38 protein-coding genes and 2 tRNA genes are annotated in these 26,693 nt (G+C 69.7%); 16 read left to right on the plus strand and 24 right to left on the minus strand.

The window, feature by feature from the left end; translation table 11 throughout:
• From WH85_RS13895 to WH85_RS13905, 3 genes are all read left to right on the plus strand, one after another.
• Positions 1-481: peptidoglycan-binding domain-containing protein (locus WH85_RS13895; RefSeq protein WP_045742257.1), on the plus strand; the 481-nt coding region annotated here is incomplete at its 5' end.
• A 43-nt stretch (positions 482-524) separates the two neighbouring features.
• The gene (locus WH85_RS13900; RefSeq protein ID WP_045742258.1) at positions 525-818 is read left to right on the plus strand and encodes a hypothetical protein; all 294 of its coding nucleotides are present in this window, start codon (positions 525-527) and stop codon (positions 816-818) included.
• Positions 815-1,048 (plus strand): hypothetical protein, encoded by a 234-nt coding sequence (locus WH85_RS13905; RefSeq protein ID WP_045742259.1) that lies wholly within the window; start codon positions 815-817, stop codon positions 1,046-1,048. Before WH85_RS13900 ends, WH85_RS13905 begins: the two co-directional genes overlap by 4 nt.
• Before the next feature lie 7 nt (positions 1,049-1,055).
• Here WH85_RS13905 and WH85_RS13910 read toward each other — a convergent pair whose 3' ends face one another.
• Entirely contained in the window at positions 1,056-1,340 is a 285-nt protein-coding gene (locus WH85_RS13910; RefSeq protein WP_045742260.1) for a hypothetical protein, read from the minus strand.
• Between the two features lie 64 nt (positions 1,341-1,404).
• Between WH85_RS13910 and WH85_RS13915 the strand changes: the two genes are divergently transcribed.
• Both WH85_RS13915 and WH85_RS13920 read left to right on the plus strand, forming a co-directional pair.
• The gene (locus tag WH85_RS13915) at positions 1,405-1,665 is read left to right on the plus strand and encodes a holin (RefSeq protein WP_245673932.1); all 261 of its coding nucleotides are present in this window, start codon (positions 1,405-1,407) and stop codon (positions 1,663-1,665) included.
• Positions 1,662-1,898 (plus strand): hypothetical protein, encoded by a 237-nt coding sequence (locus WH85_RS13920; protein ID WP_045742261.1) that lies wholly within the window; start codon positions 1,662-1,664, stop codon positions 1,896-1,898. The genes WH85_RS13915 and WH85_RS13920 overlap by 4 nt, the downstream gene beginning before the upstream one ends.
• A gap of 7 nt (positions 1,899-1,905) precedes the next feature.
• Here WH85_RS13920 and WH85_RS13925 read toward each other — a convergent pair whose 3' ends face one another.
• A complete protein-coding gene (locus WH85_RS13925; RefSeq protein WP_045742262.1) occupies positions 1,906-2,085 on the minus strand; it encodes a hypothetical protein in 180 nt (59 codons plus the stop codon).
• A gap of 173 nt (positions 2,086-2,258) precedes the next feature.
• On the opposite strand from WH85_RS13925, the gene WH85_RS13930 reads away from it, so the two are divergent.
• The 5 genes from WH85_RS13930 (at position 2,259) to WH85_RS13950 (ending at position 6,142) form a co-directional block, all read left to right on the plus strand.
• Positions 2,259-3,482: a helix-turn-helix domain-containing protein gene (locus WH85_RS13930; RefSeq protein WP_045742263.1), complete on the plus strand. Its 1,224-nt coding sequence runs from the start codon at positions 2,259-2,261 to the stop codon at positions 3,480-3,482.
• A 375-nt stretch (positions 3,483-3,857) separates the two neighbouring features.
• Complete coding sequence (locus WH85_RS13935) at positions 3,858-4,181, plus strand: hypothetical protein (RefSeq protein WP_157410980.1); 324 nt, start codon at positions 3,858-3,860, stop codon at positions 4,179-4,181.
• 34 nt (positions 4,182-4,215) lie between these two features.
• A complete protein-coding gene (locus WH85_RS13940; RefSeq protein ID WP_045742265.1) occupies positions 4,216-4,908 on the plus strand; it encodes a hypothetical protein in 693 nt (230 codons plus the stop codon).
• Complete coding sequence (locus WH85_RS13945) at positions 4,908-5,699, plus strand: SAM-dependent methyltransferase (RefSeq protein WP_045742266.1); 792 nt, start codon at positions 4,908-4,910, stop codon at positions 5,697-5,699. The genes WH85_RS13940 and WH85_RS13945 overlap by 1 nt, the downstream gene beginning before the upstream one ends.
• A 239-nt stretch (positions 5,700-5,938) precedes the next feature.
• Positions 5,939-6,142 (plus strand): DUF397 domain-containing protein, encoded by a 204-nt coding sequence (locus WH85_RS13950; protein ID WP_045742267.1) that lies wholly within the window; start codon positions 5,939-5,941, stop codon positions 6,140-6,142.
• Between the two features lie 129 nt (positions 6,143-6,271).
• On the opposite strand, the gene WH85_RS13955 is transcribed toward WH85_RS13950, so the two are convergent.
• Complete coding sequence (locus WH85_RS13955) at positions 6,272-6,484, minus strand: hypothetical protein (protein ID WP_063775508.1); 213 nt, start codon at positions 6,482-6,484, stop codon at positions 6,272-6,274.
• Between the two features lie 268 nt (positions 6,485-6,752).
• On the opposite strand from WH85_RS13955, the gene WH85_RS13960 reads away from it, so the two are divergent.
• Complete coding sequence (locus tag WH85_RS13960; RefSeq protein WP_045742269.1) at positions 6,753-7,154, plus strand: hypothetical protein; 402 nt, start codon at positions 6,753-6,755, stop codon at positions 7,152-7,154.
• A gap of 84 nt (positions 7,155-7,238) precedes the next feature.
• Here the strand turns inward: WH85_RS13960 and WH85_RS13965 are convergent.
• The 3 genes from WH85_RS13965 to WH85_RS13975 all read right to left on the minus strand — a co-directional run bounded on the left by WH85_RS13965 (position 7,239) and on the right by WH85_RS13975 (position 8,677).
• Positions 7,239-7,325: transfer RNA gene (locus WH85_RS13965), tRNA-Leu, on the minus strand.
• Positions 7,326-7,745: 420 nt separating this feature from the next.
• Entirely contained in the window at positions 7,746-8,222 is a 477-nt protein-coding gene (bcp, locus tag WH85_RS13970) for a thioredoxin-dependent thiol peroxidase (protein WP_045742270.1), read from the minus strand.
• A gap of 20 nt (positions 8,223-8,242) precedes the next feature.
• Positions 8,243-8,677 carry an S-adenosylmethionine decarboxylase family protein gene (locus WH85_RS13975; protein ID WP_083448993.1) on the minus strand — a complete coding sequence of 145 codons (435 nt, stop codon included), beginning with the start codon at positions 8,675-8,677 and terminating at the stop codon, positions 8,243-8,245.
• 240 nt (positions 8,678-8,917) lie between these two features.
• On the opposite strand from WH85_RS13975, the gene WH85_RS13980 reads away from it, so the two are divergent.
• A complete protein-coding gene (locus tag WH85_RS13980) occupies positions 8,918-9,295 on the plus strand; it encodes an Asp23/Gls24 family envelope stress response protein (RefSeq protein ID WP_045742367.1) in 378 nt (125 codons plus the stop codon).
• Here the strand turns inward: WH85_RS13980 and WH85_RS50350 are convergent.
• From WH85_RS50350 to WH85_RS14000, 5 genes are read right to left on the minus strand one after another with little or no spacing between them, the layout of a single operon-like run.
• Entirely contained in the window at positions 9,282-9,458 is a 177-nt protein-coding gene (locus WH85_RS50350; RefSeq protein ID WP_157410982.1) for a hypothetical protein, read from the minus strand. The two genes, WH85_RS13980 and WH85_RS50350, sit on opposite strands and share 14 nt — an antisense overlap.
• Positions 9,459-9,514: 56 nt before the next feature.
• Positions 9,515-10,510, minus strand: coding sequence for a UbiA prenyltransferase family protein (locus WH85_RS13985; RefSeq protein ID WP_045742271.1), 996 nt, complete (start codon positions 10,508-10,510; stop codon positions 9,515-9,517).
• On the minus strand, positions 10,507-11,247 hold the full coding sequence (locus WH85_RS13990) for a DsbA family protein (protein ID WP_045742272.1): 741 nt from the start codon (positions 11,245-11,247) through the stop codon (positions 10,507-10,509). The genes WH85_RS13985 and WH85_RS13990 overlap by 4 nt, the downstream gene beginning before the upstream one ends.
• Positions 11,244-11,717 carry a MauE/DoxX family redox-associated membrane protein gene (locus WH85_RS13995; protein WP_045742273.1) on the minus strand — a complete coding sequence of 158 codons (474 nt, stop codon included), beginning with the start codon at positions 11,715-11,717 and terminating at the stop codon, positions 11,244-11,246. Before WH85_RS13995 ends, WH85_RS13990 begins: the two co-directional genes overlap by 4 nt.
• A gap of 51 nt (positions 11,718-11,768) precedes the next feature.
• Entirely contained in the window at positions 11,769-12,314 is a 546-nt protein-coding gene (locus WH85_RS14000) for a sigma-70 family RNA polymerase sigma factor (RefSeq protein ID WP_045742274.1), read from the minus strand.
• Between the two features lie 105 nt (positions 12,315-12,419).
• On the opposite strand from WH85_RS14000, the gene WH85_RS14005 reads away from it, so the two are divergent.
• The 4 genes from WH85_RS14005 (at position 12,420) to WH85_RS14020 (ending at position 18,019) form a co-directional block, all read left to right on the plus strand.
• Positions 12,420-14,096 (plus strand): copper resistance CopC/CopD family protein, encoded by a 1,677-nt coding sequence (locus WH85_RS14005; protein WP_045742275.1) that lies wholly within the window; start codon positions 12,420-12,422, stop codon positions 14,094-14,096.
• 109 nt (positions 14,097-14,205) lie between these two features.
• Entirely contained in the window at positions 14,206-16,920 is a 2,715-nt protein-coding gene (locus WH85_RS46970) for a hypothetical protein (RefSeq protein WP_052720437.1), read from the plus strand.
• Between the two features lie 341 nt (positions 16,921-17,261).
• Complete coding sequence (gene orn, locus WH85_RS14015) at positions 17,262-17,858, plus strand: oligoribonuclease (RefSeq protein ID WP_083448994.1); 597 nt, start codon at positions 17,262-17,264, stop codon at positions 17,856-17,858.
• A gap of 85 nt (positions 17,859-17,943) precedes the next feature.
• Positions 17,944-18,019 (plus strand) — tRNA-His (locus WH85_RS14020).
• A 54-nt stretch (positions 18,020-18,073) separates the two neighbouring features.
• Here WH85_RS14020 and WH85_RS14025 read toward each other — a convergent pair.
• The 13 genes from WH85_RS14025 to WH85_RS14080 all read right to left on the minus strand — a co-directional run bounded on the left by WH85_RS14025 (position 18,074) and on the right by WH85_RS14080 (position 26,606).
• Positions 18,074-19,363, minus strand: coding sequence for a tyrosine-type recombinase/integrase (locus WH85_RS14025; RefSeq protein ID WP_169792443.1), 1,290 nt, complete (start codon positions 19,361-19,363; stop codon positions 18,074-18,076).
• A 207-nt stretch (positions 19,364-19,570) separates the two neighbouring features.
• Entirely contained in the window at positions 19,571-19,921 is a 351-nt protein-coding gene (locus WH85_RS50355) for a helix-turn-helix domain-containing protein (RefSeq protein WP_157410983.1), read from the minus strand.
• A gap of 483 nt (positions 19,922-20,404) precedes the next feature.
• Positions 20,405-21,988 (minus strand): hypothetical protein, encoded by a 1,584-nt coding sequence (locus tag WH85_RS14030; protein ID WP_045742277.1) that lies wholly within the window; start codon positions 21,986-21,988, stop codon positions 20,405-20,407.
• Complete coding sequence (locus tag WH85_RS14035) at positions 21,985-22,308, minus strand: DUF4031 domain-containing protein (protein WP_045742278.1); 324 nt, start codon at positions 22,306-22,308, stop codon at positions 21,985-21,987. Before WH85_RS14035 ends, WH85_RS14030 begins: the two co-directional genes overlap by 4 nt.
• Positions 22,305-23,264, minus strand: a complete 960-nt coding sequence (locus tag WH85_RS14040) for a bifunctional DNA primase/polymerase (protein ID WP_045742279.1) — start codon at positions 23,262-23,264, stop codon at positions 22,305-22,307. Before WH85_RS14040 ends, WH85_RS14035 begins: the two co-directional genes overlap by 4 nt.
• Before the next feature lie 331 nt (positions 23,265-23,595).
• Positions 23,596-23,874 (minus strand): hypothetical protein, encoded by a 279-nt coding sequence (locus tag WH85_RS14045; protein WP_045742280.1) that lies wholly within the window; start codon positions 23,872-23,874, stop codon positions 23,596-23,598.
• 1 nt (position 23,875) lies between these two features.
• Positions 23,876-24,619 (minus strand): DNA cytosine methyltransferase, encoded by a 744-nt coding sequence (locus WH85_RS14050; RefSeq protein WP_063775509.1) that lies wholly within the window; start codon positions 24,617-24,619, stop codon positions 23,876-23,878.
• Positions 24,620-24,627: 8 nt separating this feature from the next.
• Positions 24,628-24,921: a hypothetical protein gene (locus WH85_RS14055; protein ID WP_045742281.1), complete on the minus strand. Its 294-nt coding sequence runs from the start codon at positions 24,919-24,921 to the stop codon at positions 24,628-24,630.
• Entirely contained in the window at positions 24,914-25,111 is a 198-nt protein-coding gene (locus WH85_RS14060; protein ID WP_157410984.1) for a hypothetical protein, read from the minus strand. The genes WH85_RS14055 and WH85_RS14060 overlap by 8 nt, the downstream gene beginning before the upstream one ends.
• The gene (locus WH85_RS14065) at positions 25,104-25,505 is read right to left on the minus strand and encodes a hypothetical protein (protein ID WP_045742283.1); all 402 of its coding nucleotides are present in this window, start codon (positions 25,503-25,505) and stop codon (positions 25,104-25,106) included. The genes WH85_RS14060 and WH85_RS14065 overlap by 8 nt, the downstream gene beginning before the upstream one ends.
• Positions 25,502-25,945, minus strand: coding sequence for a hypothetical protein (locus WH85_RS14070; protein WP_045742284.1), 444 nt, complete (start codon positions 25,943-25,945; stop codon positions 25,502-25,504). The genes WH85_RS14065 and WH85_RS14070 overlap by 4 nt, the downstream gene beginning before the upstream one ends.
• The gene (locus tag WH85_RS14075; RefSeq protein ID WP_045742285.1) at positions 25,942-26,322 is read right to left on the minus strand and encodes a hypothetical protein; all 381 of its coding nucleotides are present in this window, start codon (positions 26,320-26,322) and stop codon (positions 25,942-25,944) included. Before WH85_RS14075 ends, WH85_RS14070 begins: the two co-directional genes overlap by 4 nt.
• On the minus strand, positions 26,322-26,606 hold the full coding sequence (locus WH85_RS14080) for a hypothetical protein (RefSeq protein ID WP_052720441.1): 285 nt from the start codon (positions 26,604-26,606) through the stop codon (positions 26,322-26,324). Before WH85_RS14080 ends, WH85_RS14075 begins: the two co-directional genes overlap by 1 nt.
• Between the last annotated feature and the right edge of the window lie 87 nt (positions 26,607-26,693).

Below are 26,693 nucleotides of genomic sequence, written 5' to 3' on the forward strand. Positions count from 1 at the left end.
GGAGGCGTCGAACTCCTGGCGGCAGAGCTCGTACAACGGGGCCAGCCCGCACACCGAGCACGCGCACTTCTCCTCGTCGTACGAAACCGCACGCGAAGCCGACACCAGCTCGTGGCACCTGGACGAACTCCGAAAGGACGATGACGTGATCCCGGTCAAGAAGGGCGACAGCGGCGAGGCCGTGAAGTTCTGGCAGCTCGCGTTGGTCGAGCTGGGCTTCGGCCCGCTGCAGGCCGACGGGGAGTACGGCCCCCTCATGGAGAAGGCGGTGAACGCCTACCGCGCCAAGCACGCGCCGACGTCGGGCACCACCCCCCAGATCACCGGCTGGCACGCCTTCCACATGATCCGCGCGCTGGCCGCCAAGTACGCGGGCAAGCCCGGTGCCGACGGCAAGCCGGGCAAGGACGGCACGAACGGCACGCTGACCGGAACGCTCACCGTGACCAGCGGCGAGTTCAAGGTCAAGGCCGGCGCGTGACGGCCGTAGCCCGCCCCGGCGCGGGGAGAGGGCGGCGGCATGCATGAGCACGTCGCGCCCTTCCCGCTCCCGCCGGCGGCCGGATCGGGGCACGGTCATCAAGGACGCGGTCTCGTACGTGCTGGGGCTGGGCCTGATCGTCCATCAGGCCGGATGGGTGGACCCGGCGGACTTCAACGTCGTGCTGGTGGTGCTGGGCGCGATCCTGGTCGGGGTCCCCGGGGCGACGCAGCTGCTGCCGTGGCGTACCGGGCAGTTGCCCTCGCCGGATCCGCCGGAGCCCTCGCCGGAGTCGCCGCCCTCGTCCTCGTCCGCGCCGTCGGGGGCTGAGCGATGAGACCCGGCTGGTACACCCTCGCGGCGGTCCTGCTCTCGTCGCTCACGACCGGCGTGATCGCGCTAGCGATCAGCCTCTACGCCCTTGCCGAGATCCGGCGTCAGGTGTGCGTGGTTGTCGTCGCCCAGGACGACGTCTACCGCGAGACCGGCGCGTCGACCCCGGCCGGCCACCGTCTGGCCGCCGCGCTCCGATCGGTGCGCGGCGATCTGGACTGCCCGCCGAGCTGAGCGCGAATCAGACCGCCCAGTGAATGTGGTCTCGCTGCGAAAAGATCTCGGGATACGGCTTCCGGGACTCTTGCTGACGCCGGTTGGCGGCTTCCAAGGCGTCTTGCGCCAGCACTGAGAGCACGATGACCTCGGCTTCGTTCGCAGCGACCTCGCCGTCCTCATCCGCGGTGGGCACCCACATGAGCGGCTGCGCGCCGATGCATCCCTCGACGGTGCACATGTCGTGTCCGCGGTGGAACCGGAACGCGGCGATGTGTCGCCGCTTCCACTCCTCGCTGGGATCGCTCATCCGCCCATCCTCTCAGGATCCAGCGGATTCAAGCCAGCAGTTCACCCCGTCCGGTCGGCCCACGATGCCGACCGCACTCACCGCCCAGGAGGGCATCATCATGTGGACCAAGAAGTTCTGGCGCGAGGCGTTCGAGCGCGCCCTCAAGTCGGCCGCGCAGGCGCTGCTGATCGTGTGGGCCGGTGACGGCGTGTTCAACGCCTGGAGCATCGATCCGGCGCTGGCCGGCGGAGTCGCGGTCGGCGCCGCAGTGCTGTCGGTGCTCACCAGTGTCGTCAGCCTGCCGGTCGGCGAGCCGGCCAGCCCCAGCGCGGTGCCCGAGTGAACATCACGGGCCCGAACCTGCGCCGCTGGGCGGCCGGCATCTTGATGGCCCTCGTCGCCGCGGCGCTCGCGTTCGTCGCGGCGATCACGACCGGCTGGCCGACCGGGCCAGACCCGCAGCCGTCGCCGACCTCGACGACATCACCGCCGCCGACGATGACGCCCACCGCCGAGCCGACGACGCAGCCCACCACGACCGCTCCGAACACGCCACCGGCCGGCGACGACTCCTAACGGGCGGTCAGAACCAGGCTCGCGCCTCGTCAGCCGCGAGCCGTGCCAGGTCGTCAAGGCTCAACCGCGGCACACCCAGCTCGTCGACGAGCGCGGCCCGTCCCTCGCCGACCTCGGCTCCCGTGCGCACCTGGTGCTCGACCACCGCGGCGAGACGCGCCGAGATTCGCTCCTGCAGCTCATCCATTCCCGGACCGTAGACCGGTCGGACCGACCCGCGCCCCGCCCTGTGGATACGTCCGCAGGGCGGGGCGCTTTCCTTCGTCCGATGATCGTCGGCTTGGCGTACCGTCGAAGAGGACGGTCGGCGTCTTCCGGCCAGGCTGTCTACCCCTGACCGCGAGCAGGGAGGTCCCCGCCGTGCCCGATGAGCTTTCCTTCGGCCAACGACTTCGCGCCCTACGCGAGCGCTCTGGAAAGTCCCGACCCGTCCTTGCCGGGCTGGTTGGCAGGTCCTCCGACTGGGTCAAAGCCCTGGAGAGCGGGAGGCTCCTGCCCCCTCGCATGCCCATGCTTGTACGACTTGCTGAGGCGCTCGGGCTTCAGGACCTGTCCGACCTGACTGGCAGCCACTCCATCCCGATCGGGTCGATCACGAAAGCCCCTGTTGCAGGCACCGAAGCGGTGACCGCTGCGCTGCTGCGACCGATTGCTCTAGCCCGCCCGCCCCTCCCTTTGGCCGAACTGGTCGGCCGTGTCGACATGGCCTGGGGGGTGTGGCACCGGTCGACGCAGGAACGGACCGCGATTGTCGGCGTGCTCCCGGACCTGGTCGCGGATGCCCGCGCCACGGTGGGGGCCCTGAGCGGCACGGAGCAGCGGCGCGCCCGTGTCGAACTGGCGCGCGCCTACCACCTGGTGCAGCTGCTGTCGGCGTACCAGCCGACCGAGCAGCTGTCCTGGCTGTCGGCGGACCGCGCCTACAGCGCCGCTCAGGAGGCCGACGACCCGCTCGCCATGGCCATTGCAGCCTGGTACTACGCACATCTCTATCGAGCCAGCGGGCAGGCCGACCTTGCGGTGGACGTGCTGACCGACGCGCTGAGCCACCTCGGCCCAGATAGCGAAGACGGCAACCCTGACGCCCGCGCCGTTCGAGGTCAGGTGCATCTCGGATTGGCTCTCGCGCACGCAAAGGCGGGCCGCTCGGGAAAGGCATGGCACCACCTGGACGAGACGGAGAAGGTCGCCACGCAACTCGGCCGCGAGTATCACCATCCGTGGCTGATGTACGGGGCTGCGGCCGTGGACATCTACCGGGTGACCGTCGAGACGGACCTGGCCCGATTCGGTGAGGCCGAGCTGGCAGCCCGCAAAGTCGAACTGCGGACGCTGCCGTCGCACACGCGCCGGGCGTTCTTCCACCTGGAGCAGGCCCGCCAGCGACGCGCCAAACAGGACGACGTCGGGGTTCTGTACTTCCTCGGCAAGGCGCTGCGCGAGTCTCACGACACTACGGTGCATCACCCCGTAGCGCGTTCGGCGGTTGTTGAGCTAGTCACCCGTCCGGGTGTTATTGGCGAGGACGCCCGTGAATTGGCCCTCGTCATCGGCCTTGAGGGCGACGGGGGATACATCGGGTAGGGGGACAGACTCTCCCCCTCTCTCCCTTGTGGTCGCCGTAGCTTGCCTATGCGGATGGCTCGCCTCGATCAGGGAACGAGGAGGCCGGCCATCCGCGCCAAGCGCGGCAGGACCGGCTCTCTCCATCAAGCGACTCCCGGTCTGCCGCGCCTGATACGGCGGCGGGCTGTGCTCGGTCAAGACCCTCTTTCGGCCTGCCGCGCTGATGCGGCGGGTCGGGTGTCCATGCTCGATCTCCCTGACCCGCCGCGTCGGTACCCCTCGGATCGGATCCAGGTGGGAGGCGATGGACGTGGTGGAGTACGAGGGCGGTCACCGGCCGCGGCGTAGCTGGCGGCGCCCCTGGCGGCGGCACTGCCGTCATGACGGAGCGCGGTGGCCATGCTGGGCCGAGAAAGATCGGTGGCCGAGGGAGTGGTCCTGGTGATCGCGGCTGTGAAGTGCGCCGGCAAGAACTGCTCGGGCGCGTGCGAGGAGATCGCCTGTGAGGCGACAGTGGCCGCGCTTGTCGCCGAGCACGGGGACGGGCTGCCGCTCACCGCGCACCTGTATCAAGCGGCGATCGAGGGCTGGAACCGCTTCGACGTGGTCGCCCGCCTGGAGCCGAACGCCGACTTTGTGGCGCTCTACGTGAAGTCTGTTCGCGAGCCGCTGGAGGCTGCTGCACGGCATACCGCGGAGGCGTCTCGTGGGCAGTGATGTCTCGCTCGAGGTTGCCAGCGGAGCGGTTGGCGTGGCCGGTCTGTCCGCGGCGGAATCGTCGCTGCTGCGCGACGTCATCCGTTGGATGCAGGCTGAGAAGCACATCCGTCACGGCCGTATCAATCGCTGGGAGTTCCGCCGACCGGGTAAGCCGAACTGGGACGTCAGCTTCTGGCCCTGCGAATGGGAGCCGAACGACACGGTTGCCCTGGAAATTCGGCGTGATCGCGACAGCAGCCAGCGGTACTGGGTTCGCAGCCTGGTCGAGGCCGTCGATCTTCTGGTGAGTCTGGGGATGGTCCCCACGAGGTTCTCGTCGGCGTTCCGGGACGGCCGCCAGGATGGCTACCGGACCGGGTGGCGCGACTCCCTCGATGTCTGCTGCCACACCGGACCCGGCGACGGCCATCAGCGCGCGCGACTCGTCATCGATCGGTGGACGCGCGCCGAGATGGGCAGATGGCCGACCGGGGTCGTCGAGGAGTGCGAGCGCCTGGACCGCGAGCACCCCGCCTGGTACGTGACCTACGGCGATGGGCCCCGGGCTGCCACCGCCTGGGTGGCGTTGCTCCGCGACGAGACCGTGACCGTCATGAACGGCGACGCCGCCCGGCTCGGCGAGCCCCGGCGGCCGCGGGTCCGGGGTGCCACCGTGGCCGACCTGGAGACCCAGATCGGCGAGGTCGAGGCGAGGATCGCCGAGCAGTCAGCGGGCCGGCCGTGATGGACACCTCGACGTTCGACCGGGCTGTCGATGCGCGGGTCCACAACTACCTGGCTGGGGAGCGGGACAATTTCGCTGTCGACCGTGCTGCCGTCGACGAGATGATCACGGTGGTTCCCCAGTTGCGGGTGATGGCCGTGGCGAACCGGGAGTTCATCCACCGTGCAACCCGCGTCCTGGTCGAGCGGGGCATCACCCAGTTCCTGGACATCGGCGCCGGCATCCCGGCGCATCGCAACCTGCACGACACTGTGCAGGGCGCCGTTCCGCACGCACGGGTGATCTACGTCGACTACGACCCGATCGTGGCCGTCCACGCCCGCGCGCTACTGCGCAGCACCGCCGCCGGCCGCGTGGAGTACCTCGATGCCGACCTGCGGTATCCGGCCACGATCCTCACCTCCTCCGTTCTGCATGACACGTTCGACCTGAGCAGGCCGGTCGGGCTCATCCTGAGCGCCGTCCTGCCGTCGCTCGCCGCCGAGGACTACCCGTGGAGCGCGGTCGAGGCCATACGAGACACGCTCCCGGCGGGAAGCTGCATGGTGGTCACCCACCTGGCCAGCGACATCCCCTCCGGCTCGGGGGCGGCCGCTGCCAAACTCACCGCGATCGCTGCCTCGCACGGCCTCACCCTGTTCCCCCGCGGCAAGGCCAAGGTGATCCGGTTTTTCGGTGACTGGGAACTCCTGGACCCGGGCCTGGTCCCGGTCTCCGCGTGGCGCCCCAACGAGCCTGGATACGACTACGACCTCAGTGGCGCCTGGGCGGGAGTGGCATGCAAGCGGTGACCAGGTGACCAATCCGATTTCCAAGATTTCGGAGCGCTGCCCACGCTGCCACTCACGCCGCTACGTCCCGTGTGTTGCCCTCCACGGCAAGGTCTCCACCTTCGTGCACGCCTCACGGTTGGCACTGATCATGTCGACCCCCGCGGCGGACCTCCCGCCCGCCCTGATCGCGCCGCCCGCCAGGACAGCGCGCCCATAGACCACCCCTTTCCGAAGTTCCAACAACAGAAGGAGATCGCATGCTCAAGATCGGCGTTCCACACAAGAGCAGCCGCAGCGGCGCCGCCGGCCAGTGCGTCGAGGTCGAGCTCCAAGCGGCAGGCGGCATCGTCGTCCGGGACACCAAGAACCCGGGCGGCGCCGCGCTGACCTACACCGGAGGCGAGTGGGACGCGTTCGTCGAGGGCGTCAAGGCGGGCGAGTTCGACCGGCCCGCCGCCTGATGACGTGCGGCGGCCGGTGGGTCGGGTCTCAACTTGGCCGCCGCACCAGTAACCCCCGGCCGACCAACTCCGCCACGTTGTGACGCGGTCGGGAGCGGCGGTCGGTCCAGCCAAGGGCCGGCCGCCGTGCTACGAACTGCCCCCTGCATCCTCCGCGGACGGTCGACGCCACCGGTCAACCCAGGCCAGGACTTCGTCCTCGAACCACACGGTCCCGCCGCGCAACGTGTCGTCGGCCGGATCCGGGAAGCCCTTGCGGTGCATGATCTCGCGGGCACGGGTACGACCGAGCCCCAGCGCCTGCTGTATTTCGTAGGCGCCCATCAGCCGCACTCTGCGCATGGGGGGAGTCTTGGTCCGCTCAGTTGGGCGGCCAGTTGCTCCGCCCAGTTGACCGGCCAGTTGATCAGTTGACCTGCGACAGGATGCCGCGCCGCCTCGGATGGGTCAAGAGTCCGAAAGGGATCTTGCCCATTCGGGCCAGCGGAGTTGAGACCGACGTCACGAGTCCGGGCCTGATCACCCCCTGTTGCTATGGAACAACTGTGCGAGAGGGTGGGCGTCTCGCTCCCTGAGATCCATAAGGGAACCGACTTTCGGGGGAACTGTCATGGACCGAATCCGAGCATGCATCTTCGTCCCGCCCCGCCTCTCGCTGGACGGCCTCTATGCCCAGCGATGCATGACGTACGTAGCGCGCCGCGGGTACGCCCTCGTCTCGCTCCTCCGAGACTGGGGCACCGTCGAGCGCAGCCTCCTAGCGGGTCACTCTCAGGTCGTCGTCGTGGCCCGCCAGGACCACTATGCCGGTGGTTGCCAGCCCGGCCGAGGCGTCGAGGTGGTGACCGGAGAACGGACCCGCGTGATTCGCCGCCAGGTCGTCGCGGGGTCATGCCGGGTGCGGGCGGCCGCCCCCGCCGCAGCCCTGGTTGCGGCCTACCGCTCCGGGTACGCCGACGGCTACGTCGACTGTCTGACCATCCGCAGCGAGGGTGTCGGTCGACCCGACTGAAAACCGATTCCCCTACCTGTCCCCTAAATGGACTCAGGCCCGATCATGAGATCGGGCCTGAGCTGCAAAAACGTAGATCACATATGGTGCGGAAGAGGGGACTCGAACCCCTACGCCCTTTCGGGCACGGGCACCTAAAACCCGCGCGGCTGCCGGTTACGCCACTCCCGCCCGTGCTGCCCGTCACGGCACAGCGTTGGGGAGAGTCTAATCGGTCGCCCGTCCCCGTGGCGCCTCGGTTACCACCGTTCTCGCCCGTCTCCCCTGCAACCCGGCGCCTCGCGGGTGCCCTCGGCGCCGTTCCGGGAGCCGCGGAAGCGTGCACGGCGGCCGCCTTGCGGGTTGGGTACCGCATGACGACCGCCGTGAGTTCCGGGCCCGACCTCACCGGGGCCGCACTGGTACGTACCCACGGGGAGTCGGTTCGTCCCCGTCGGGGGCGGCTCGCCCCTCGGTGGGGGTGAACCCGCCCCCTCGCCGGGGTCGGCTCGCCCCCGCCGAGGCTCAGGGGGAGCCCGGCGAGGGCGATTGCACTCCCCATCGGCGGGGCCTGCCCGGACTTGCGGCTTTCGACGGACTTTTCGCCCCGGATCAGTCCAGACCGAGGTCGCGGCGCAGTTTGGCCACGTGGCCGGTGGCCTTGACGTTGTAGAGGGCGTGCTCGATCACACCGTTCTCGTCGATGACGAAGGTGGAGCGGATGACGCCGGTCACCGTCTTGCCGTAGAGCGACTTCTCGCCGAACGCCCCGTACGCCGTGAGGGTGCTCTTGTCCTCGTCGCTGACCAGCGGGAACGTGATGGCGTCGTTCTCGCGGAACTTGGCGAGCTTGGCGGGCTTGTCGGGGGAGATGCCGACCACCTCGTACCCGGCGGCCTGGAGCGAGGCCAGGTTGTCGCGGAAGTCGCAGGCCTGCTTGGTGCAGCCCGGGGTCATCGCGGCGGGGTAGGCGTACAGGACGACCTTGCGACCGCGCAGGTCCTTGAGGGCGAGGCTGTCACCGTTGTCGGTGGGGAGCGTGAAATCGGGTGCGGCGTCGCCGGCGGCCAGGCGCACGTTCTCAGTCATGGGACCGACGATAGTGCGGGTCAGGCGGCGATCCGGCGGGTGCTCCAGAGGCGCCGGGCTCCGGCCATGTCACGGGGCCATTCCTCGCCGCGGCGGGTCAGGGTGCGTTCGGTGGTGACGAAGTCGCCGACGAGACGGTGGAACTCGTCGACGACGTCGGACTCGCGGAACGGTTTGCAGGAGAAGATGTTCGCGAAGATCTCCCGGAGATGCGGATAGGTGTGAATGGCCGCGTGCGATTCGGCGAGGATCACCACCGCGGATTTGCCGGCCTTCTCCGGCGGCCCGGTCTCGGTGGCGACCAGGGGGCCGGCGATGACGGTCATGCCGATCCGGGCGACCAGGTCGCGCAGGAACGTGGTGAGCGCCTCGTCGTCGTCGAGCAGCGAGATGTCGGTGATGCCGGAGAGCCGGAGGGTCAGTTCGTCGCCGTAATGATCGTCAGCAATGGCCATGACCGTACGTTACTGACAAGTGACGGCACGCGGTCAAGGGTGCTGTGTGCCAATTCCGAGGCCCCTGTGGAATCCGTTTCCACGACTATTCCCCACCGTTTTTCCGTTCCTTTTCCGGCCGTACGGAGACGGAAATGGCACGCCTTCGCAGCGTGTTCTGCGCGCGGAGTCGTAGCCTCCCCACAGCGGGGGAGGGGCGGTACGCTCCCGGATCAGGAATCGAGAGTGGAGATCAAGCACATGAGCGACACCGGAACCACCGGCGAACCCGTGGTCGGCGACACCACCACCGTCGCCAACGAGGTCGTCGAGAAGATCGCCGTCGCGGCCGCCCGGTCGGTGCCCGGCGTCGCCGACCTCGGCGGCGACGTGGCCCGCTTCTTCAACACCATGCTCGACAAGGTCGGCCTGGACTCCGTCGGCGACGGCAGCCGCGGCGTCGCCGCCCGCGTCGAGGGCGCCGACGTCACCGTCGACGTCGTCCTGGTCCTGGAGGCCGGCCGCGTCGTCGCCGAGGTCACCGCCGAGGTCCAGACCAAGGTCACCGAGGCGCTGACCGGCTACGGCCTGAACGTCCTGGCCGTCCACGTGAAGGTCGACGACATCAGCGGCGTGTGAGCTCCGCCGGCCCGTCGAGGTGGCAGGTGGGGAAGACCGAACGCAACGTGGGCAGACTGTCCCGGGCGAACGAGGCGATCACCGCCTGCACACCTTTCAGGTGCAGGCGCCCACCGGCCGCGTCGTGGGCGAAGTGGTGAAAGGAGAAGCGTCGTCCTCCCAAAGCCGACCCGGACGTGCCCACCGTGGACGCGGGCGGCTTCGGCCACCTTAATCCGGTCAGGCCGACGAGGCCGTCGACGGTTCGGGAAGCCCCTCGCGGGAGGCGGGCGCCGGGGCGGTGGCGGCGCGCAGGCGCAGGACGCCGGTGAGGGCCAGTCCCGCACCGGCGCCGATGGTCACCGCCACCAGCGCCCGGGCCAGCCAGCCCGGCCCGGCGGACGGGACGACCGCGGCGAAGAAGACGTCGGTGCTGCCGAAACCGGCGAAGGCGGCGACCACGAAACCGGACAGGGCCAGGTAGAACGGCGGGTGGCGGTAGACCGCCCCGGCGGCGATCGCTCCGGCCAGCATGAGGACGCCGGACCAGCCGGTGCCGTCGAGGACGCGCGTCAGCGCGTACCCCCAAGGGGCGAAGGCCGCGATCAGCGCGAGGGGCCGCACCGCGCCGGACCACCGATGGGCCAGCAGCGCCCCCAGGGCGGCGATCAGGGCGGCGCCGGTCCACCAGGCCCAGGTCGGCGGGGGTGGCTCGTAGTCGAGGGTGCCCTGGATCTCGAAGGTGCGGGTCTGGTCGCGCAGCGGGATCGCCCAGTCGCGGAGCCGCGTCCGCTGTGCCGGATCGGTCGTGGCGGGCAGGCCGGCCTCGGTCCAGCGGGCGCGTTCGTCGTGCCAGCGGACCGTGGGATCGTCGGAGATCAGCCGCCAGGACGGGGCGACGGTGGCGTCCGCGCCGGCGGGTAGCGCGGTGTCGGCGTTGAGGTAGGTGGCCGGCGAGTTCACGTTCTCGTAGGCGCCGTCCGGCCGGATCTCCAGGTAGGGCTCGCCGTGATAGCCGAGCACTTCGATGGTCCGGTCGCTGGTGTTGGTCAGTTCGAGTCCGGCGCCGCCCTGGACGACCCGCACGCTGAGCCCGTCGAGGGGGCTGCTGATCCCGGTGATCGTCGTCCGGTACGCGCTCACGTCGCTCGCGTCACCCGCGTGGGCGGACGCCGGAGCGGCCGGCAGAAGGATCACGCCGGCCGCCGCGGTCACCGCGAGGAGCAGTCGCCTCAACCGGCCGCCTTCTCGATGGTCTGGGTGAGCAGTTCGGTGGTGGGCACGCTGTCCTCCGGCCCGGTCAGCCGTTCGCCGTCGACGACGATGGTCGGCGTGCCGTTGTAGTCGCGCTTGGAGAATGTCTCGGTCGCCTGGGTCACCCACGTCTCGTAGGTTCCCTCGTCGACGGCCGTTGCGAAAGTCTCGCTGGTCAGACCGACCGACTTGCCCAGCTCGACGAGTTTCTCGTCACTGAGCCCGGACGAGTTCTCCTCGGGCTGGTTGGCGAAGAGCACGTCGTGGAACTCGGTGAACTTGCCCTCCTCGGCGGCGGCCGCGGCAGCGGCGGCGGACCGGGTGGAGTATCTCGTGCCGTTGGAGGCCCGGTCGAGGATGCTCACCGGGTGGTATCGCAGCGTGATCGTGCCGTCGGCGGCGAGTCTCGTCAGGGTCTCCCCGCTGCTCTGCTCGAAGTTGTTGCAGATCGGGCACATGAAGTCCTCGTAGATGTCCACGGTGACCGGGCCGGTGCCGACCGCGAAGGCGGTGCTCTCGTCGACCGCGGACGCCGGGGTCACCAGTTCGCCCTCGTCGCGTCCGGCCATCACGGTGTATCCCACCAGCCCGGCGACGAACAGCACCAGGACCACGGTGACCGAGGTCCACAGGGTGACCCGCCGGCGCCGGTCGGCGGCCTTCTGCGCCTCGACGATCTGCCGGGCCTTCGCCGTCCGGTCGCGCTTTGCCTTGCTCACCGTTCCCCCATCAGTACGCCGTCGAGTGAGAACCGGGTCCGCGGTCGCCACAGCAGGATCCCGGAGAGTGCCAGAAAGCCCAGGTCGCGGACGATGTCGATGCCGTACCGGGTGTCGGTGCCGGCGGCCAGTGCACCACCGGAGCTGAAGCATCCGCAGTCGATCTGCAGTCCGCGCGCCCACGCCGAGACGATGCCGGCGATGAAGATCGTCATCAGCAGGGCGGAGATCGCCGCGGTCAGCCGGGTCGACAACCCGATCAGCAGGAGCACGCCGAGGGCGATCTCCAGGAACGGCTGGACAGCGCCGACGACCTTGGCGACGTCGTAGGGCATCAACTGGTACGCGTGGACCGCGCGGGCGGAGGCGGCGAGGTCGCCGACCTTGAGCCCGCCGGCGATCAGCCAGACGGCCGCCAGCCCGGCACGGGCCGCCGTGGAGATCCACGGCCAGGCTTTTTCCTTGGTCACGCCGGTTAGACGACCGGCGCCGCCGGGAAAGTTCCCCGTTTCAGGAAGGTCTCAGCTTGCTTGAGCCCGGCTCACAGCGGTGATCAGCTCGTCGCGGGCCCGGGCGACCCGGGACCGGATCGTCCCGACCGGCACGGCCTCGACCTCGGCGGCCTCGGCGTAGGAGAGGCCGAGAACCTGGGTGAGGACGAACGCCGTGCGACGCTCCTCACTGAGCCGGCTCAGCAGATCGGCGCTGCTCAGACGGTGTGCCGGGTCGGGAACCGGCATCTCGGTGGCGGCCTGGGCGGCGAGCCGGGCGTCGAGACGGCGGCGGCGGACCACCGAACGCAGATGGTCGGCGCAGGTGCGCCGGGCGATGCCGAGCAGCCAGGTGCGCACACTGGAGCGCCCGGCGAAACCGTCCAGGGCGCGGAACGCCCGCAGGAACGTCTCCTGGGTGAGATCGTCGGCGCTACCCGGGTCGATCAGGGCGGCGGTGAACCGCCACACCTCGGCCTGGGTGGCCCGGACGAAGGCCGCCTGTGCGACCGGATCGCCCTCGCGGGCGGCGAGGGCCAGCGCGGTGGTCTCGTCGGTCTCCTGCTCACCCGTCACGAGGCGACATGGTACGCGCTCCCGGGTCGAAGGTCCCGGTCTGGAACCATGCAAGGCACTCGAGCGACCACCCACGTGTGGGTGTAAAGACCGGGATCGGAGAGCATGTCTGCCATGACCGTTGACCGCCGCCGGGTATACGCCGTGCTCACCGGACTGCTGATCGGCCTTTTCGGGTCGCTGATGGCGGCCGCGCCGGCCAGTGCGCACGCCGCTCTGGTCGGCAGCGACCCGGGTATGGGCACCATCGTTCCGGATGCCCCCAATCGGGTGACCCTGTCGTTCAGCGAGTCGGTGCAGCTGCTCCAGGGCAAGATCCGGGTGATCGGGCCGGACGGGGCCCGCGCCGATCAGGGTGACCCGACCGTCGACGGCGCGACCGTGACGATCCCGCTGCGCTCCGGCGGCGGCCGGGGGACATACCTGGTCAGCTACCGGGTGATCTCCGCGGACAGCCACCCGGTGGCGGGCACCATCACCTACTCGGTGGGTGCGGCCTCGACGCCGCCTTCGGAGAGTGGGGACGACGCGCGGGTCGATCCGGTGATCCGCTCCCTCATCCCGGTCGGCAAATATCTGGGGTACGCCGGACTGGTGTTCCTGGTCGGCCCGGTCATGGTCCTCGCCCTGCTGTGGCCGCAGCGGCTGTCCCGCCGGGGTCCCGGTCGTCTCGTCTGGACCGGCATCGGGCTGGTCGCCGGGAGCACCGTGCTGGCGATCTGGCTGCAGGCGCCGTACACGCTGGGCACCGGTCTGTTCGACATCGGCCTCGGTGACCTGCGGGACGTCCTGGCGAGCACGTTCGGCGCGGTGATGCTGGTCCGTCTCGGCGTGGTGGTGGCCGCCGCGTTCCTGCTCAAGCCGCTGCTCGGCGGCTCTGCCGGTGGCTCCTCGGGGGAGGGCGAGTCGAAGCTCGACCTGGCCCTGCTCGGCGTCCTCGGTGTGGCGGCGCTGGCCACCTGGCCGCTGACCGGGCACCCGACCGCCTCCCCGGTGGCCGGCGTCTCGGTGGTGATCGACGCGCTGCACCTGGCCGCGATGGCGGTCTGGCTGGGCGGCCTGGTGATGCTCTTCGCGTTCCTGCTGCCGCAGGCCAACGGGCGGGAACTCGGCGCGATCCTGCCGATCTGGTCCCGGTGGGCGGCCACCGCGGTCGGCGTGCTGATCTTCGCCGGGGTGGTGCAGGCGCTGATCGAGGTGTCGACGCTGGACGGCCTGTTCAACAGCACCTACGGCCGGCTGATCATGGCGAAGGTGGCACTGGCCGCGGTGGTGATCGGCGTGGCGGCGTACTCGCGGAAGCTGGTCAAGGACCGGGTCTCCGAGGAGTCGCCGAAACCGCTGCGCCGGATCGTGCTGGCCGAGTTGGCGATCACCGCGGTCGTGCTGGGCGTGACGTCGGCGCTGGTGCAGATCTCCCCGCCGCGGACCGCCGAGGCCGCCGAGACCGGGGCCGCCAACCAGACGGTCACCCAGACCCTAACCTCGGATGCGATGTCCCTGCAGGTGGACGTCTTCCCGGCCACCGTCGGGAACAACTCCATTCATCTGTACGCGTACACGCCGGACAACCAGCCGTTGCCGGTCGTCGAGTGGAAGGCCACCGCGGCGCTGACCGCCCAGGGCATCGAGCCGATCGAGATCCCGCTGCTGCGGATCACCGACTTCCACGCCATCGGCGACATCGCGCTGCCCGCGGCCGGCGAGTGGACGTTGCGGTTCACCGCCCGGACCAGCGACATCGACCAGGAGAACTTCACCGCGACCGTCACGATCTCCTGATCCCGGGGTCCCCGCATCTATCGGGGACTGACGTACTCGTTTGACCACTTTGGGGTTATTTGCCTCTGTATGGTCACCGCGAGTACGGCCCGGGAAGGGGGAGAGACAGATGCGGGTGTTCCGCACGATCCTCGGCATGCTGTTACTGACCATCGGACTACCCGCGCTGCTGGCGGCCGGCGGCCTGTGGACCGTCATGCAACACCGTGACCCCGGCGGGGCGTTCAGCGGCGAGCTGCAGCGCCTCACCGTTCCCGGGTACGCCCTGGTCGTCCCGGACATCGACCAGCTGCTCCGGTCCGACGCGCCGTTCGCCCGGATCGGCGGCACCGAACTGCGCCTGTCCGCCCTCACCACGAACGGCCCCGCCTTCGTCGGCCTGGCCCCGTCCGCGGACGCCGCCCGGTACCTCGACGGCGTCCCGTTCAGCCAGGTCGGCGCGGTCAGCGTCGGCACCGGAATCCTGCCGGTCAGCGCCACCCCGGTGGCCGGCCACCGGGCACCCGCGGGCTCCCCGGCCGGCGAACGGATCTGGACCCGCAGCGGCACCGGGCAACTCGCCTTCACCCCCGAGGAACTGGCCGGCGGACCGTACAGCCTGATCGTGATGAACACCTCCGGCAACCCGCTCAGCCGCCTCGCGACGGTCGCCGAGATCCGCCCCGGCTGGATGAACTCCAGCACCTGGGGCCTGTTCACCCTCGGCACCCTGCTGGTGATGGCCGGTTTCATCGCCCTGACCTGGCCGGGCCGCCACCGCGAAGTGGTCTACGTGGTCGAGCCGAGCCAGGTCCCGGAACTGATGCACGCGATCGGCGCACCGCTGCCGCTCGGACCGGGGCCCCGGCACAGCGGGGTGTACCGCCAGCGCGCCCTGACGGCCACCTGGTCCGGTCCGGCTCCCGCGCTGCCCGAGTTCATCTGGCCGCCGCGCCACCAGCCGGGGGGCCCGGGATCTCCGGACCCGGCCTCGGACCCGGCTGCTCCGGGTTCAGTCGCTCGGGGAACGGCGGCATCGGGTACGGCAGCCCGGGGTTCGGTGGTGACGGGTTCGGCGACCGTGGTCTCCTACGGCGAGGTGCTGCCGGCCGTGCCGGTGCCGCCCGGCGCGCGGACCCCGGCGCCCGGGGAACCGCTGAGCCTGTTCGGCGAACCCGCCGCTCTGACCGGACTGCAACTGGCCGGCCCGCCGGAGAACGCACCCGCCCCGGGCCGCCGCGACACCCGTCGTCGCGACCCGGCCCCGGGCGATCTGCCGGAGTTCCACGCCACGGCCGTCGGCGCCTGGGTGGCCGCCACCGCCCCGGAACGCGCCCGCCAGACCGAGGCCCGGGCCGCGGCCCGCCTGGCCGAGGCGGCTCGGCGCTCGGCTCCGGCCCAGTTCGCCCCGGAACAGCCTTTCACGGAATCGGCCTCCTCCCAGCCCACGTTCTCCCCGTCGGACGAGCCGGCGTTCTCCCCGTCGGACGAGCCGGCGTTCTCCCCGTCAGGCCAGCCGGCGTTCTCGGAGCAGGAGCCGGAGCCGGAGTCGGACCTGGAGCCGGCGAGGATCCCGGCCGAGAGCGGGGCGACGGCCCGAAGGGCGATCGCCGCCCCCCGTGAGGCCTCGGAGCCGGTGACCGAGGACGACACCGCGTCGGCCGAACAACGAGTCGCCATCAGCACCGGCCCCGCCGCCACCGACTGGACCGCCACCGGTTCGATGCCCTTGGGAATGACCCGTTTCGCCCAGGAACAGGCCTCTCCGGAAGCCGAAGAGGCGGCGGGAAGGACCCCGGCGAAAACCGACGACCCGAAACCCGACGACGGCAAGCCGGTCCCCGCCGAACCGAAGCGCCCGATCGTTCCCTTCCCGTCCCGCCCGGTCACCCCGGAGCCGGTCCCGGCCCGCTCCGAAGCGGCCACCGAGGACATCACCGTGACGCAGGAGACCTTCGGTGGGGCGGCTGATGCCACGGTCGAGTCCGGTACCCCGGCCGAAGCCGCCGGCAAGGTGGTCCCGGCCCGCCGCCGCCCGTCGGTGCACGCCACCGAGGCCGGTCCTCTGCTCGACGCCCCGACGGCAGAGACCACCACGGTGGTCAAGGCGGTCGGCCGTGCCACCGTGGCCCCGGCCCCGCCTCGCCCGATCCCGGCTCCCGCCGATCCTGAACGCCCGTCGATCCACGAAGCCGAGGCCCCCGTGACTCCGATCCCAGACCCGACCGCGGTCCCGACCTCGCCCTCAGTCCCGGCTGCGGCCCCGGCTGCGGTCCCGGCTGCAGTGCCTACCCCGGGCCCGGTGTCAGTTCCGGCCCCGGCTCAGGCTTCGGCCCCGACTCCGGCCGCCGGCCCGAAGAAGCCCTCCGCGGCGAACAATCCGCTGACCCGGGCGCAGAGCCGCACCTCCGGCAAGGGCTTGGCTCCGGCCGGCCCCCGCCAGGCTCCGCAGACCCGCCGCATCCCCGCCTCCTGGCTCAAGGCCGCCGAGACGGTGGCCGCGAGGGTCGCCCAGTCCGCCCCGGAAGCAGCCACCGTAGAGGCGGCGTCACCGGCGGAGGAGGCGGAGACGGCACCGCCCGTGGAGAAGCCGGACAAGGGAGACAAGGCGGAGCAGAACGAGGCCCGCCGCGCTCTCCCCGGTGACAAGCGCAGGCCGTCACCGCGGCCCAAGCCGGGCACGGCCCCGAAGCCGGCCCAGGACAGCGCCCGCTCCCGGAACTACCGCGAGGAGGCCGCGGAACTCCTGGCGGGGAGTCCGGAGCAGGAGCGCCGCCGTCGGCGTACCGTCGCCGGCCGCCCGGCAGCCGCGCAGGACGGCCCCGCCGAGACGGACGGATCCTGAGCCGAGCCGGACAAGTCACCAAGAATGCGGAGAGCGGGTCACCCGATCAGGGTGGCCCGCTCTCGTTTGCCGTGATCCCGTCTTCGGCCCCGGCCGCGACGCCGATCCGGACCCCGGTCCCGACCCGGGATGGGAAAGGTGGAGGGCCCTCCGCGCTGCCGACACGGAGGGCCCTTACCGGGGGGAACGGAGTAACCGAAGGGGGGCTTCGTCCGTTAAGTACGACTTTACCCCGCAACCGGCCAAGTCGGAAGTCCAGGGTGTAAACCAGACAAAACACTTGAAGAAGCGTTTGCGGTCGGCGTACGCGTCAAACGTCGGACGGCCGCCCGGCGTAGGCTGTGCCCGTGGCGGATCTTCTGGTGTGGATCGACTGTGAGATGACCGGCCTTGACCTGGGCAAGGACAAGCTGATCGAGGTTGCGGCTCTGGTCACCGATCCTGAACTCAACGTTCTCGGTGAGGGCGTCGACCTCGTCATCCACGCCGATGACGAGGCGCTCGACGCGATGCCCCCGGTCGTGCGTGACATGCACGCCAAGTCCGGCCTGACCGAGGAGGTGCGCCGCTCGGTCGTCACCATGACCGAGGCGGAGGAGGCCGTCCTGGCCTACATCAAGGAGTATGTGCCCAACCCGCGGACCGCCCCGCTCTGTGGCAACTCCATCGCCACCGACCGTGGCTTCCTCGCCCGGGACATGCCGGCCCTCGACGCGCACCTGCACTACCGGATGATCGACGTCTCGTCGATCAAGGAGCTGACCCGCCGGTGGTACCCGCGGGTGTACTTCGGTCAGCCCGCCAAGGGGCTCTCGCACCGGGCGCTCGCCGACATCCGGGAGAGCATCCGCGAGCTGGAGTATTACCGTCGCACCGTCTTCGTGCCGCTGCCCGGACCCGACGTCGAGACCGCCAAGGCCATCGCCGCGGGGCTGTGAGCCCTCGGAGGGGTAACCCGCTCGACGGGCCCGCGGGGGATGTCGCTATGATTGTCTCGCACCGCAGGGATCACCTGCGGGCATGGTGGTCGTAGCTCAGCTGGTAGAGCACCGGGTTGTGGTCCCGGGGGTCGCGGGTTCAAGTCCCGTCGATCACCCCAAAGAAAGTCCAGGTCAAAGCGCCTGACCGCGAAAGCGGTCAGGCGCTTTGCTGTTCAGGTGTCCGAATTTGGGAGCGCTTTGGGAGCGAACCCGCCCAGAGGGAGCGCCAGGGGCGGATCCGCGAGCGCCGCCAGCGCCTCGTTCAGCACCGGCAGTGGTGACGTGGGCCACAGGGCGGCGCGAGCACGTAGTGAGTCCAGCCATCGCCGCTGTAATGCCTCACGGACCTCGTCCAGCATGCGGTCGGTGACGTGGCTGTAGATGCCACGCATCCCCGGTACCTCATGCCCCATCTGCTGTGACTGTGCCACGTACGCAATGCCGTCCTCGTCCAGCCAGGTCTCGTAGCCGTGCCGCTGGCCGTGCGGAGTCAAATTTGGCCGGATCGGCAGCCATGACGCGAACCGTGACGCGTCGGTCTCACGGGGCCGACCGCGACCCTGCGGTGGCGCGTACGGCTCGTTTTCGACAGCGGCCGGCCAGGGCGGCAGCGGACTGCCCGGCCACGAGTGCTGAAGGTCGACCAATACGGGCATGCGGGGCCGTGTCGAGCGCCGCGGATACCAGCCGTCGGCGGCCGGCCGGAAAATCCTTTCGCTGAAATTCGAACGCCGGTAGTGGCTTCCTTCGACAGTGAGGAACGTGTACGCGCCACCCGTGCACCAGGGAATATCGTCGTCAGTGGTGTGCGGAATACAGGAACAGGTCAACGGGGCACCCGATCGCAGGAAACGCTTAATCATGCGATTAAGGAATGGCGGTGTCGCCACAGTTCGCATGCTGCCGTCTTTGGGTCGGCCGCGGTAGAACTTGCCGTTGAGTTCGTACAACTTCCAATGCAGGTCGATGGCATCGTCGTAAATCATGTCAGGGGGGATCGCCAGCATCTCACCCCAGCGGCTTCCGGTGTAGGCGATGGTGATGTCCGCGATGAACGTGCTGTCGCCACCGGAAATGATCGCAGCGCGTTCCGCGATCAATAGAACCTGCAATGGTGAAGCCCAGACTTTCGCCTCCTTCTCCATGCGCTCGACTCGGCTACCGCCTTTCCTTCCCTTCCCTTTCCGTTTGGCTGCCGGGTTCAGTGGGATGTACCGGGGTGTCGCGTCTGCGAGCATGGCGGAGAGGGTGCCACGGGCATTGGAAGCGGTCTTCTGAGATAGCCCCTCTGCGGCAAATGCCTTCTCCCACTTGGAGATGTTCTCCTGGGTTAGCGATATCAGGGCGTCCGAACCGAACTTCGGGAGAATGAAAGTCTCGATCAGATAGCGGTAGCTATCTAGGGTTGATGGTTCCAGATCGAGAGCAGGAAACCAGATGTTCGACCATTCCGCCACGGTCATCCGGGATCCGCGGGGGTCGACATACCGGTGTGCCCGGATTGCAGCCTCCTGATCCCTGCCGTACTTCAAGGCGGCCTTCTCGGTCTGGAATCCAGGCTGCGACTCCAGCGTTCCATCTGGGCCGCGCCATCGTGCGCGCCACAGGTTCCCGCGCTTTTCTGCATACGCCATACGGGACGCTCTCTCTCTTCGATCCGAACAGGCGGCTCAAGCGGCGATATCGACTTGACGTGGAAGCCGCCGGGGGCGTGGGCGAAGCGGGGTCACCTGCAAGTCGGGAATCTCGGCCGGAGGATTCTTTTTTCGGCGAATCATGGGGATATCCTGGGCCGGGATGAGTGAAGGGCCGGATGTGGGTTTCCGCTCGAACTGGGCGAATATCTGCCAGAGATGGTCAGGGGAGAAGTGATAGCTGCCGCCCAGCAGGGAAACGGGGATCTCGCCGCTGGCAGCCTTCCTTTCGAGCCAACTCTTTTTGACCTTCAAAATCGTTGCCGCCTCATCGATCGTAAAAACCTCGGGAACCGATTTGGTCATGTCCCGATGCGGCAGGACCATGGATGCCCCTTCCTGAAGAGGTGCAGCGGGGTACGCGATACGGCCCGACGGCGCCGTTCGCGCATGAGGGGGTGTCAACGGGACCCGCCCGGCGGCGTCCCCGCAGGAATCCGCGTGTTAGCCCGCTGAGGGCGCCGGAGCAGCAAGATCCGGTGGTTGTGAGGGTTAAGGCATGGCCCAGACCGGCTCGGTCGTTCTCAGCGGGTCCGTTCAGCGCGGTCGTCTTGTCGGGCCGGGTTGGCTGAAACATCTCCGCATCTCCGCAGCAGGTCGGTTGACCTGCGGTTTTGCGGTGCGGAGATGTTCCGATCCCATCTCCGCACATCTCCGCATCTCCGCATGATCTTGGAGTGGTGTCGAGCTGCGGAGATGCGGAGATGTGCGGAGATGGGTGGCTCCGCATCTCCGCAGCCTGTTTTCCCTGTTAGAGCAAGGTTTCTGGGTGGCTTGCGGAGATGCGGAGATGTTTCAGCGGTTTTCCGGTCAGTCGGTGCGGTGCTCGACTCTGAACACGGACCGGTCACCCCGTTCTGACCGTTCGGCGCGGATGACGTATTCGCCACGCCACCTGCCGTTTTGGCCGGTGAGCATGCGTCCAAGCACGATTGCGTTGGGCAGTCGGCCGTTCTTCGTGGTGATGAACATGCCGTCCCACGGGTCGTGCAGGTCCCCGCCGAGCTGTACCTGTTCGGCGCTGCGCCGCAGGTCGGCAGCGGTGACCGGTTTGGCACCGTGCCGGTCGTGCCAGGCCGTGAGGAACCCGCACCAGCGGATCGCGTCCTCGTCGACGTCGCGGACGCTGCTGATGTTGGTCAGGAACCCGTCGATGCCGTGATGGGCGAGGAACCCGCCGAGTGCCTGCGCCCACGGGGTGAACTGGCGCATCGAGAGCCCGGCCGCCCGCGGCGCCGTGGCGCGTGTCCAGTCGAGGACCAGGACCAGCAGGTGCCACAGCACGGTGAGCTGATTCGCCGGAACCGTGATCCACTGATCCAGCGACGGGATGCCGAACCCGGACTGATCACGCGATTCCGGATGCGGCATGTCGGGATCGAGGTGCACCCGTACCGTCCGGGAGGCCATGTCTCCGCCGACCTGCAAGTTGTTGCCGGTGGCCATCCACAACCGGTCGTTGACGCTGGCAACGTTGCGCGACGCGCCCAGCTGCCGATCGGACCACTCCCGCTGCGTGATCAGCTGGGCCAGGACCGCCGAGTCGACGACGGTGCCCTCGGTCAGGTTGTCCCAGATCACCACGCCGACCTGCTCGGCGAACACGGCGGTGATCGACTTGCGGAGTTCGCCGTCGTCATCGTCGGGCCAGGTCAGGATCTTCTGACCGTAGAGCATGCCCGGCCCGCCGGTCAGGATGCTCTTGCCGCTGGCCGGCATCGTCGCGTCGATCAGGGCGAACGGGGTCAGCGACCGGGTGTAGTGCCGCAGGATCGGCGTCGCGAGCAGCGCAACGTAGTTCGCCCGGTCCGCCGGCGACGACCAAGGGAAGTCCCGCAGGAACCTGTCGAGCAGGAACGACCGGGCCGTGGCCACCTGCTCGGCGGTCGGCTGGTCCGGCACCGGCGGCAAGTCCACGCTGGATGCCAGGTAGAGGCCGGTCGCCGGGTCGTAGCCGGGGGCCTGCAACAGGGTGCCGTCACGGCGCAGCACCGGCGCCCCGATGATCCCACGTAGCGCGGGCAGGCCCGGCCAGGTCTTGCCGGCCAGGACCGCGCCGAGCGCATCCCGGGCCGGGGTGCACTCCTCGTCGTAGGGCTTCGGGTCCCCGCCGTCGTCCTTGCGGATCTTCTGGCGGTAGACGAACGCGTGTCCGGCCAGCAGACCGGCCAAGCTCGCCGGGGTGACCGCACTCGCGGCGACCGGCAACGGCGCGTCCTCGTCGGCGGCGCCGGCCAACCCGCCGGACACCGTCTCCACGTGCACCAGGGCGCCCGCGGACACGTACGTGTCCGGCAGTAGCCCGCTGCCCAGTTCGGCTTTGAGAGTGCGGATCGTCTCCGGGCCGGTGCCGACCTTCACCCGCCGCGCCGCCGGCCGGCCCTGCTCGGTCACCGACGCACCACCGCGAGGTGTACGGCCCGCCGCACGGCGACGATCTCGCCGAACTCGCGGACGCCAATCGACACCGCCCCCGCCGCGATTGCCTGGAGTCGCTTGTTGTCGGTGACGTCGTAGTGGAAGTGGACGCACACCCCACCCGCGGACGGGCACGTCCTGCTCTTGCACCTCGACTGGAACCAGGCGCGGCGCAGGCCGATACGTTCGGCGAACTCGTGCAGCTCGTCGGGAGTCGCGGCGGTCAGGTGACTCCACCGGGCCTGTATCCGTCCGACGCGGGCCGGGCACCGGAAGTCATCGACGAAGACGGTCATGTGATCCTCCTGGGATTACGCGCACCGGCCATGAGGCCGGAACGGATGGTGCGGGTGGTCTCCCGCTCGGTCAGTCCGATCGCCAGCGCGGTCGGGGCCAGCGCTTCGGCCACCTCGGCACAGGTCAGCGCCCCGCCGGCGGCGAGCTGACCAAGGGTCTGCGCGGCCATGAACAACGCCGCGTTACGGCCCGGCTCCCGGGCCGCGGCGAGCCGGTCGAGGGTGCCCACCACTGCGGCCCGCACATACGCACTCCGCCTATATGCGGAGAAATTTCCCTTTACTAGGCGCGGCGAGGTCACCTTGGCGGGCCGGAGCAGGGCCGCAATCCAGCCGGGCAGCGGTACGGCCGGCCGGTCGGACAGCACCCGGTACGCCCGGCCACCGGCGGTCGAGCCGGGGGCAACCACGTATCCGCCGTGTGCACGGGTGTCGATCAGCCACCCCAGACCGCTGCCGCGGGCGCCGGCCGTGTTGTGCAGTGCCGGGCCGGGCGGATGCCGGAAGTAGAGGTGCCGGCCGCCGCTGCCGGTCTCCACCGTGTACGTGTCGCCGGGTACCGGCTGACCGTGCTCGGCGCACAGGGCGGCGAACACGTCCAGGCCATGCCGGTACTGGTCGTGCCTAGCGGGGACATTGGCACCGGGCTTGCGGGTGTCGAGGTCGATCACCACAAGGCGGGAGGGGCCGCAGGCGATGCCGACGTTGTACGGCGCCGCCGTCCACGCCCTGCCGATGCGGGCCGGGTCGCAGGTGGCGCGGGGCTCCCACCCGGTATGCCCGGCACGGCATCGCGGGTCGGTGCGGGGGCACCGGTCGACGGCGTGGTCCGGGAAGGCGGGCTTTTTCGGATGGTCGGGGTCGTGGTGGCGGTTGTCGGGGCGGAGCGGGAACACGTGCCATCCCCGGCCGGCATGGTCGAGGGCGGCGGCGCGCAGGGCGCCGGGGTCGGGCATGGGGAGCCTCCTGGATCGGGGCGGGAAGTAGCTGCCCGGGTCGGGTACCGGGCAGTGAGAATCGACTGCCACCACCGCCGCGCGCGGCGGGCGCGCGGCCCTGGCGCGGTGGCCGGGCAGGCAGCGGCGAGATGCCAGCTGATCAGCGCTTGCGCGTTGTTTTCCGAGTCGGCCGGGCCGACGGCGGGGCAGAGCACGCAGGACCAGCGCCAGACACGCGGCCCTGCAGCGCGGGGTTCACAGCCCGGGTGGACGGTGTACCCACCGACCGCGGCGGCCGGGTGCAGCGGGACACCGCACCCGGCCATGCAGGTCAGCATCGGTACCGGCGTCATGCGGGCACCTCGCTCCGATGCGCGGCGAGATGCTCGGCCTCGGCGCACACCTTGTGACAGGGCTTGCCGTTGCAGTCGGTCAGCATCGACAGGCCCCGGCAGATTCGGCACGGGCGGTCGTAACCGGGCCAGGTCACCGGGTGTCCCCAGTTGTTGCCGCCGGACCAGTCCATGCCGCAGGTGATGCCGCCGGATTTCGTGCGGTAGATCAGCGGCGGGAGGTGCCCGCCCCCGTAGACGCACTCGTCCGCGGTGACGCGCGGCGTCTTGGCCATGTCACGCCGCGCGCTCGATCGGCTCGCCGGTGATGGCCCCGACCACGGCGGCGACCCCACTGTCTTCAACTCCCGGCGGATTCGAACCGGTAGCCACCGAGACCAGCTCGCGGCCCTGCAGATGCCGCATTATTTGTCCACCAATGTGCTCGGCGTAGACCGGCGGGATGCATTCGCGGATGCCTTCGCGGGTCATCCACGGCACGCCCATGTCTGCACGCACGTACGGGACATTCGAGAAGTTGCCGACGGCCTGGTACCAGTCGCCCTCGCGGAGCGGCCGGCCCATCTTCACCAGCCGCTCGGGGTGCGGCGGGTGCTCTGGCGCGGTGAGGTCGATGTTCGACTCGAAGAGCCGGTGCCGGTAGGTGTGGAGCCCGAACGTCGCCCCGCACAGCTCGATCGGGTCTTTCAGGGGGGCGCCGGGCACGTTCTCGATGGCGTACGGGAGTCCGGAGGCGATGACCAGCTCCCGGAACGGGGTGATCAGGTCCGGGTGCTCGCGGCGCTGGATGCGCTGCGCGAGGGTGAACCGCTGACACGGCGGCGAGCCGCCCACCGCCGCGTATTCGCGGATCTCGCCGGACGTGATCAGCCCGGACAGGTGGGCGATGGCGTCGGCCACGATCACCTTGTGCGGGGCGTAATGCCGCGGCTGAGGCATCAAGTCGACGGGCGTGACGTCGAAGCCCGCTTTCTCGTAGCCCTTGCAAGCGCCGCCCTGGCAGCAGAAGTAGACGATCATGCGCGGCTTCACTCGGCCACCGCCGAGAGATACGGCGCGGTGTCCACCGGTCGGTGCATGGGATCGTGGTCGGAGTCCGGGTTGTGGAGCGGGCAGTCCTGATCGCCGAGCACGTCAGCCTGCCGAGCGCAGGAGCACTCGCCGTGGACCTGGCACCAGAGCGCGTACCAGCCGGAGCAATCGGTTATCCCGGCCGGTGCCAGCTCGTCCGCGATCCCGCGCAGCAGGTTCGCGGCCTCGTCCGGATCGAGCCGGCCGAGAAGGGTCACCACGGCGAAACGGGCGGTCAGGATGTCACGCATCTTCGACCTCCGACGGATTCGGCATGCCCGGTCCGGTCTCCCATTCACCGTTTTGCACGGCAGAGAGAAGCTGGTAGGCGGCGTCGTCCACGGTCGATGCCGAGGCGGACGTGCCGAACCCGACCTCGCTGTAGCTGCTCTCGTCGGGAAGGCGCCGCTCGATCGAGAACGTGATCCGGAAGTCAGCCACGGTCCGCACCGCCCTCCGAGAGAGAAGGACGGGTAACGGTTGCGTCCTGGTTCCGTGGCGCGGGCCGGTCGGCGCGGACACTGTCCCGGTAACTCATCACCGCGTTGTAGTCGGCCATCTCGGCGCGGCTGACGTAGAAGGCCCGGTAGGAGGCGTTCCCGAACCGGCGGTAGACCGCGAAGTGGTCGGGGCCGCCAGTGACCTCGACACCGAGCGCAGCAGCGATCGCCGCCAGCTTCGCCAAACCTGCCCGGTCGTCGTCGGCGGACACGCAGTACTCGACGCGGTGGACGTCGCGGGCGGGCACGTCGGGGTTCTCGGCGAGGAAGGCGGCCAGGTCGCGCAGCCCGTCAAGGACGGCCTGACGTTCCGGGGCGATCGAGGTGGTGGTCACGCGACGTCCTCCGCTTCGGACTCGTCCTTCAGTTCGGGGGTCCACCGGGCGGAATCCCCGTTGATCCACTCGTTCCGGCCGTACTGCGGCCCGGGATTACGCGCCGCCTCCTCCTGACTCGCCCGCGTGGCGGCGTCCTCTTCCTCGCGGTACTCGGCATGGGCGTCGTTCCAGAGCCGTTCCGTCATGTACTCGTCGGCCTGCTCGCGGGCGGTGGGTGCGTCGAGGTCGCAGAATCGGCGGGCGAGCCGGGAGTTGTCGAGGATCTCCGCGGCCCGGTCGTAGTGACGGCTGATCAGCTCCGCGCACTCGGCGCGGGCTTTCGGGTGGTCGGTGTTGGCCATCCGGGCCTCGAGCAGGGCGACGGCGCGTTGGTGGCGATCGACCGCGTCGGCGGGTCCGGACAGATTGAAGAACTCGGCGATTCTGCGCAGGCTCATGCGACTCTCCGTTCGATCGCGGCACGGCCGGCGTCGAGAGCCGGGCGCCCGGGGCGGGCCAGCGGGGTACTGGCGGTGCGGCGGGACAGGGCGGGACGCAGCGCGGCGACCGCGTTGAACAGCTCGCCCAGTAGCCGGGCGATCGTGGCGAGCTGCTGGCGGGCGGTGCCGGGGTGCAGCGGCACCCGGGCGGTGATCTCGGCGTACTCGCGTTCACCAGCGCGGACGCGGGTGATCACGTACCGGCCGCCGGTGTCAGGGCCGACGGTGATCGTCCGTCCGCGGTGCTCGGCGAGCCCGCAGGTGTGGTCGCGCATGCACCAGTCGGTGTGGTCGGTCTGTGCCCGCCGGTGGTGGGCCATGGTGCGGATGGTCATCAGCGGGTCCCCTTGTCGTGCAGTTCGCGGAAGCTGTTGATCAGTCGGCGGCCGATGCGCAAGCGGCGTCCGTCGCCGTGGCAGCGGCGGCACAGGCCGAACGCGCGGCCGAACGGGGAGCGGCGTTTTCCAGTGCCGTGGCACTTGCGGCACGCGCCGAACGGCCAGATCCAGCAGCCGATGCCGTAACAGAAGGTGACGACTATCAGGATGATCAGAAGCGGACAGAGGAGAGCGGCGATCGAGGCGCCGTCGGGGGTAGCAGTAGCGGCCAGCGCGGGCATGAAAGTTCCTCCAGAGCGGTTTTCGCTGGTGGGAGGGGTGGTGCCGCTACCCGCTACATGCCTGTATCGGTACTGGCCAGGCATGTA

The organism is Actinoplanes rectilineatus (assembly GCF_000962825.1).
Lineage (GTDB): Bacteria > Actinomycetota > Actinomycetes > Mycobacteriales > Micromonosporaceae > Actinoplanes > Actinoplanes rectilineatus.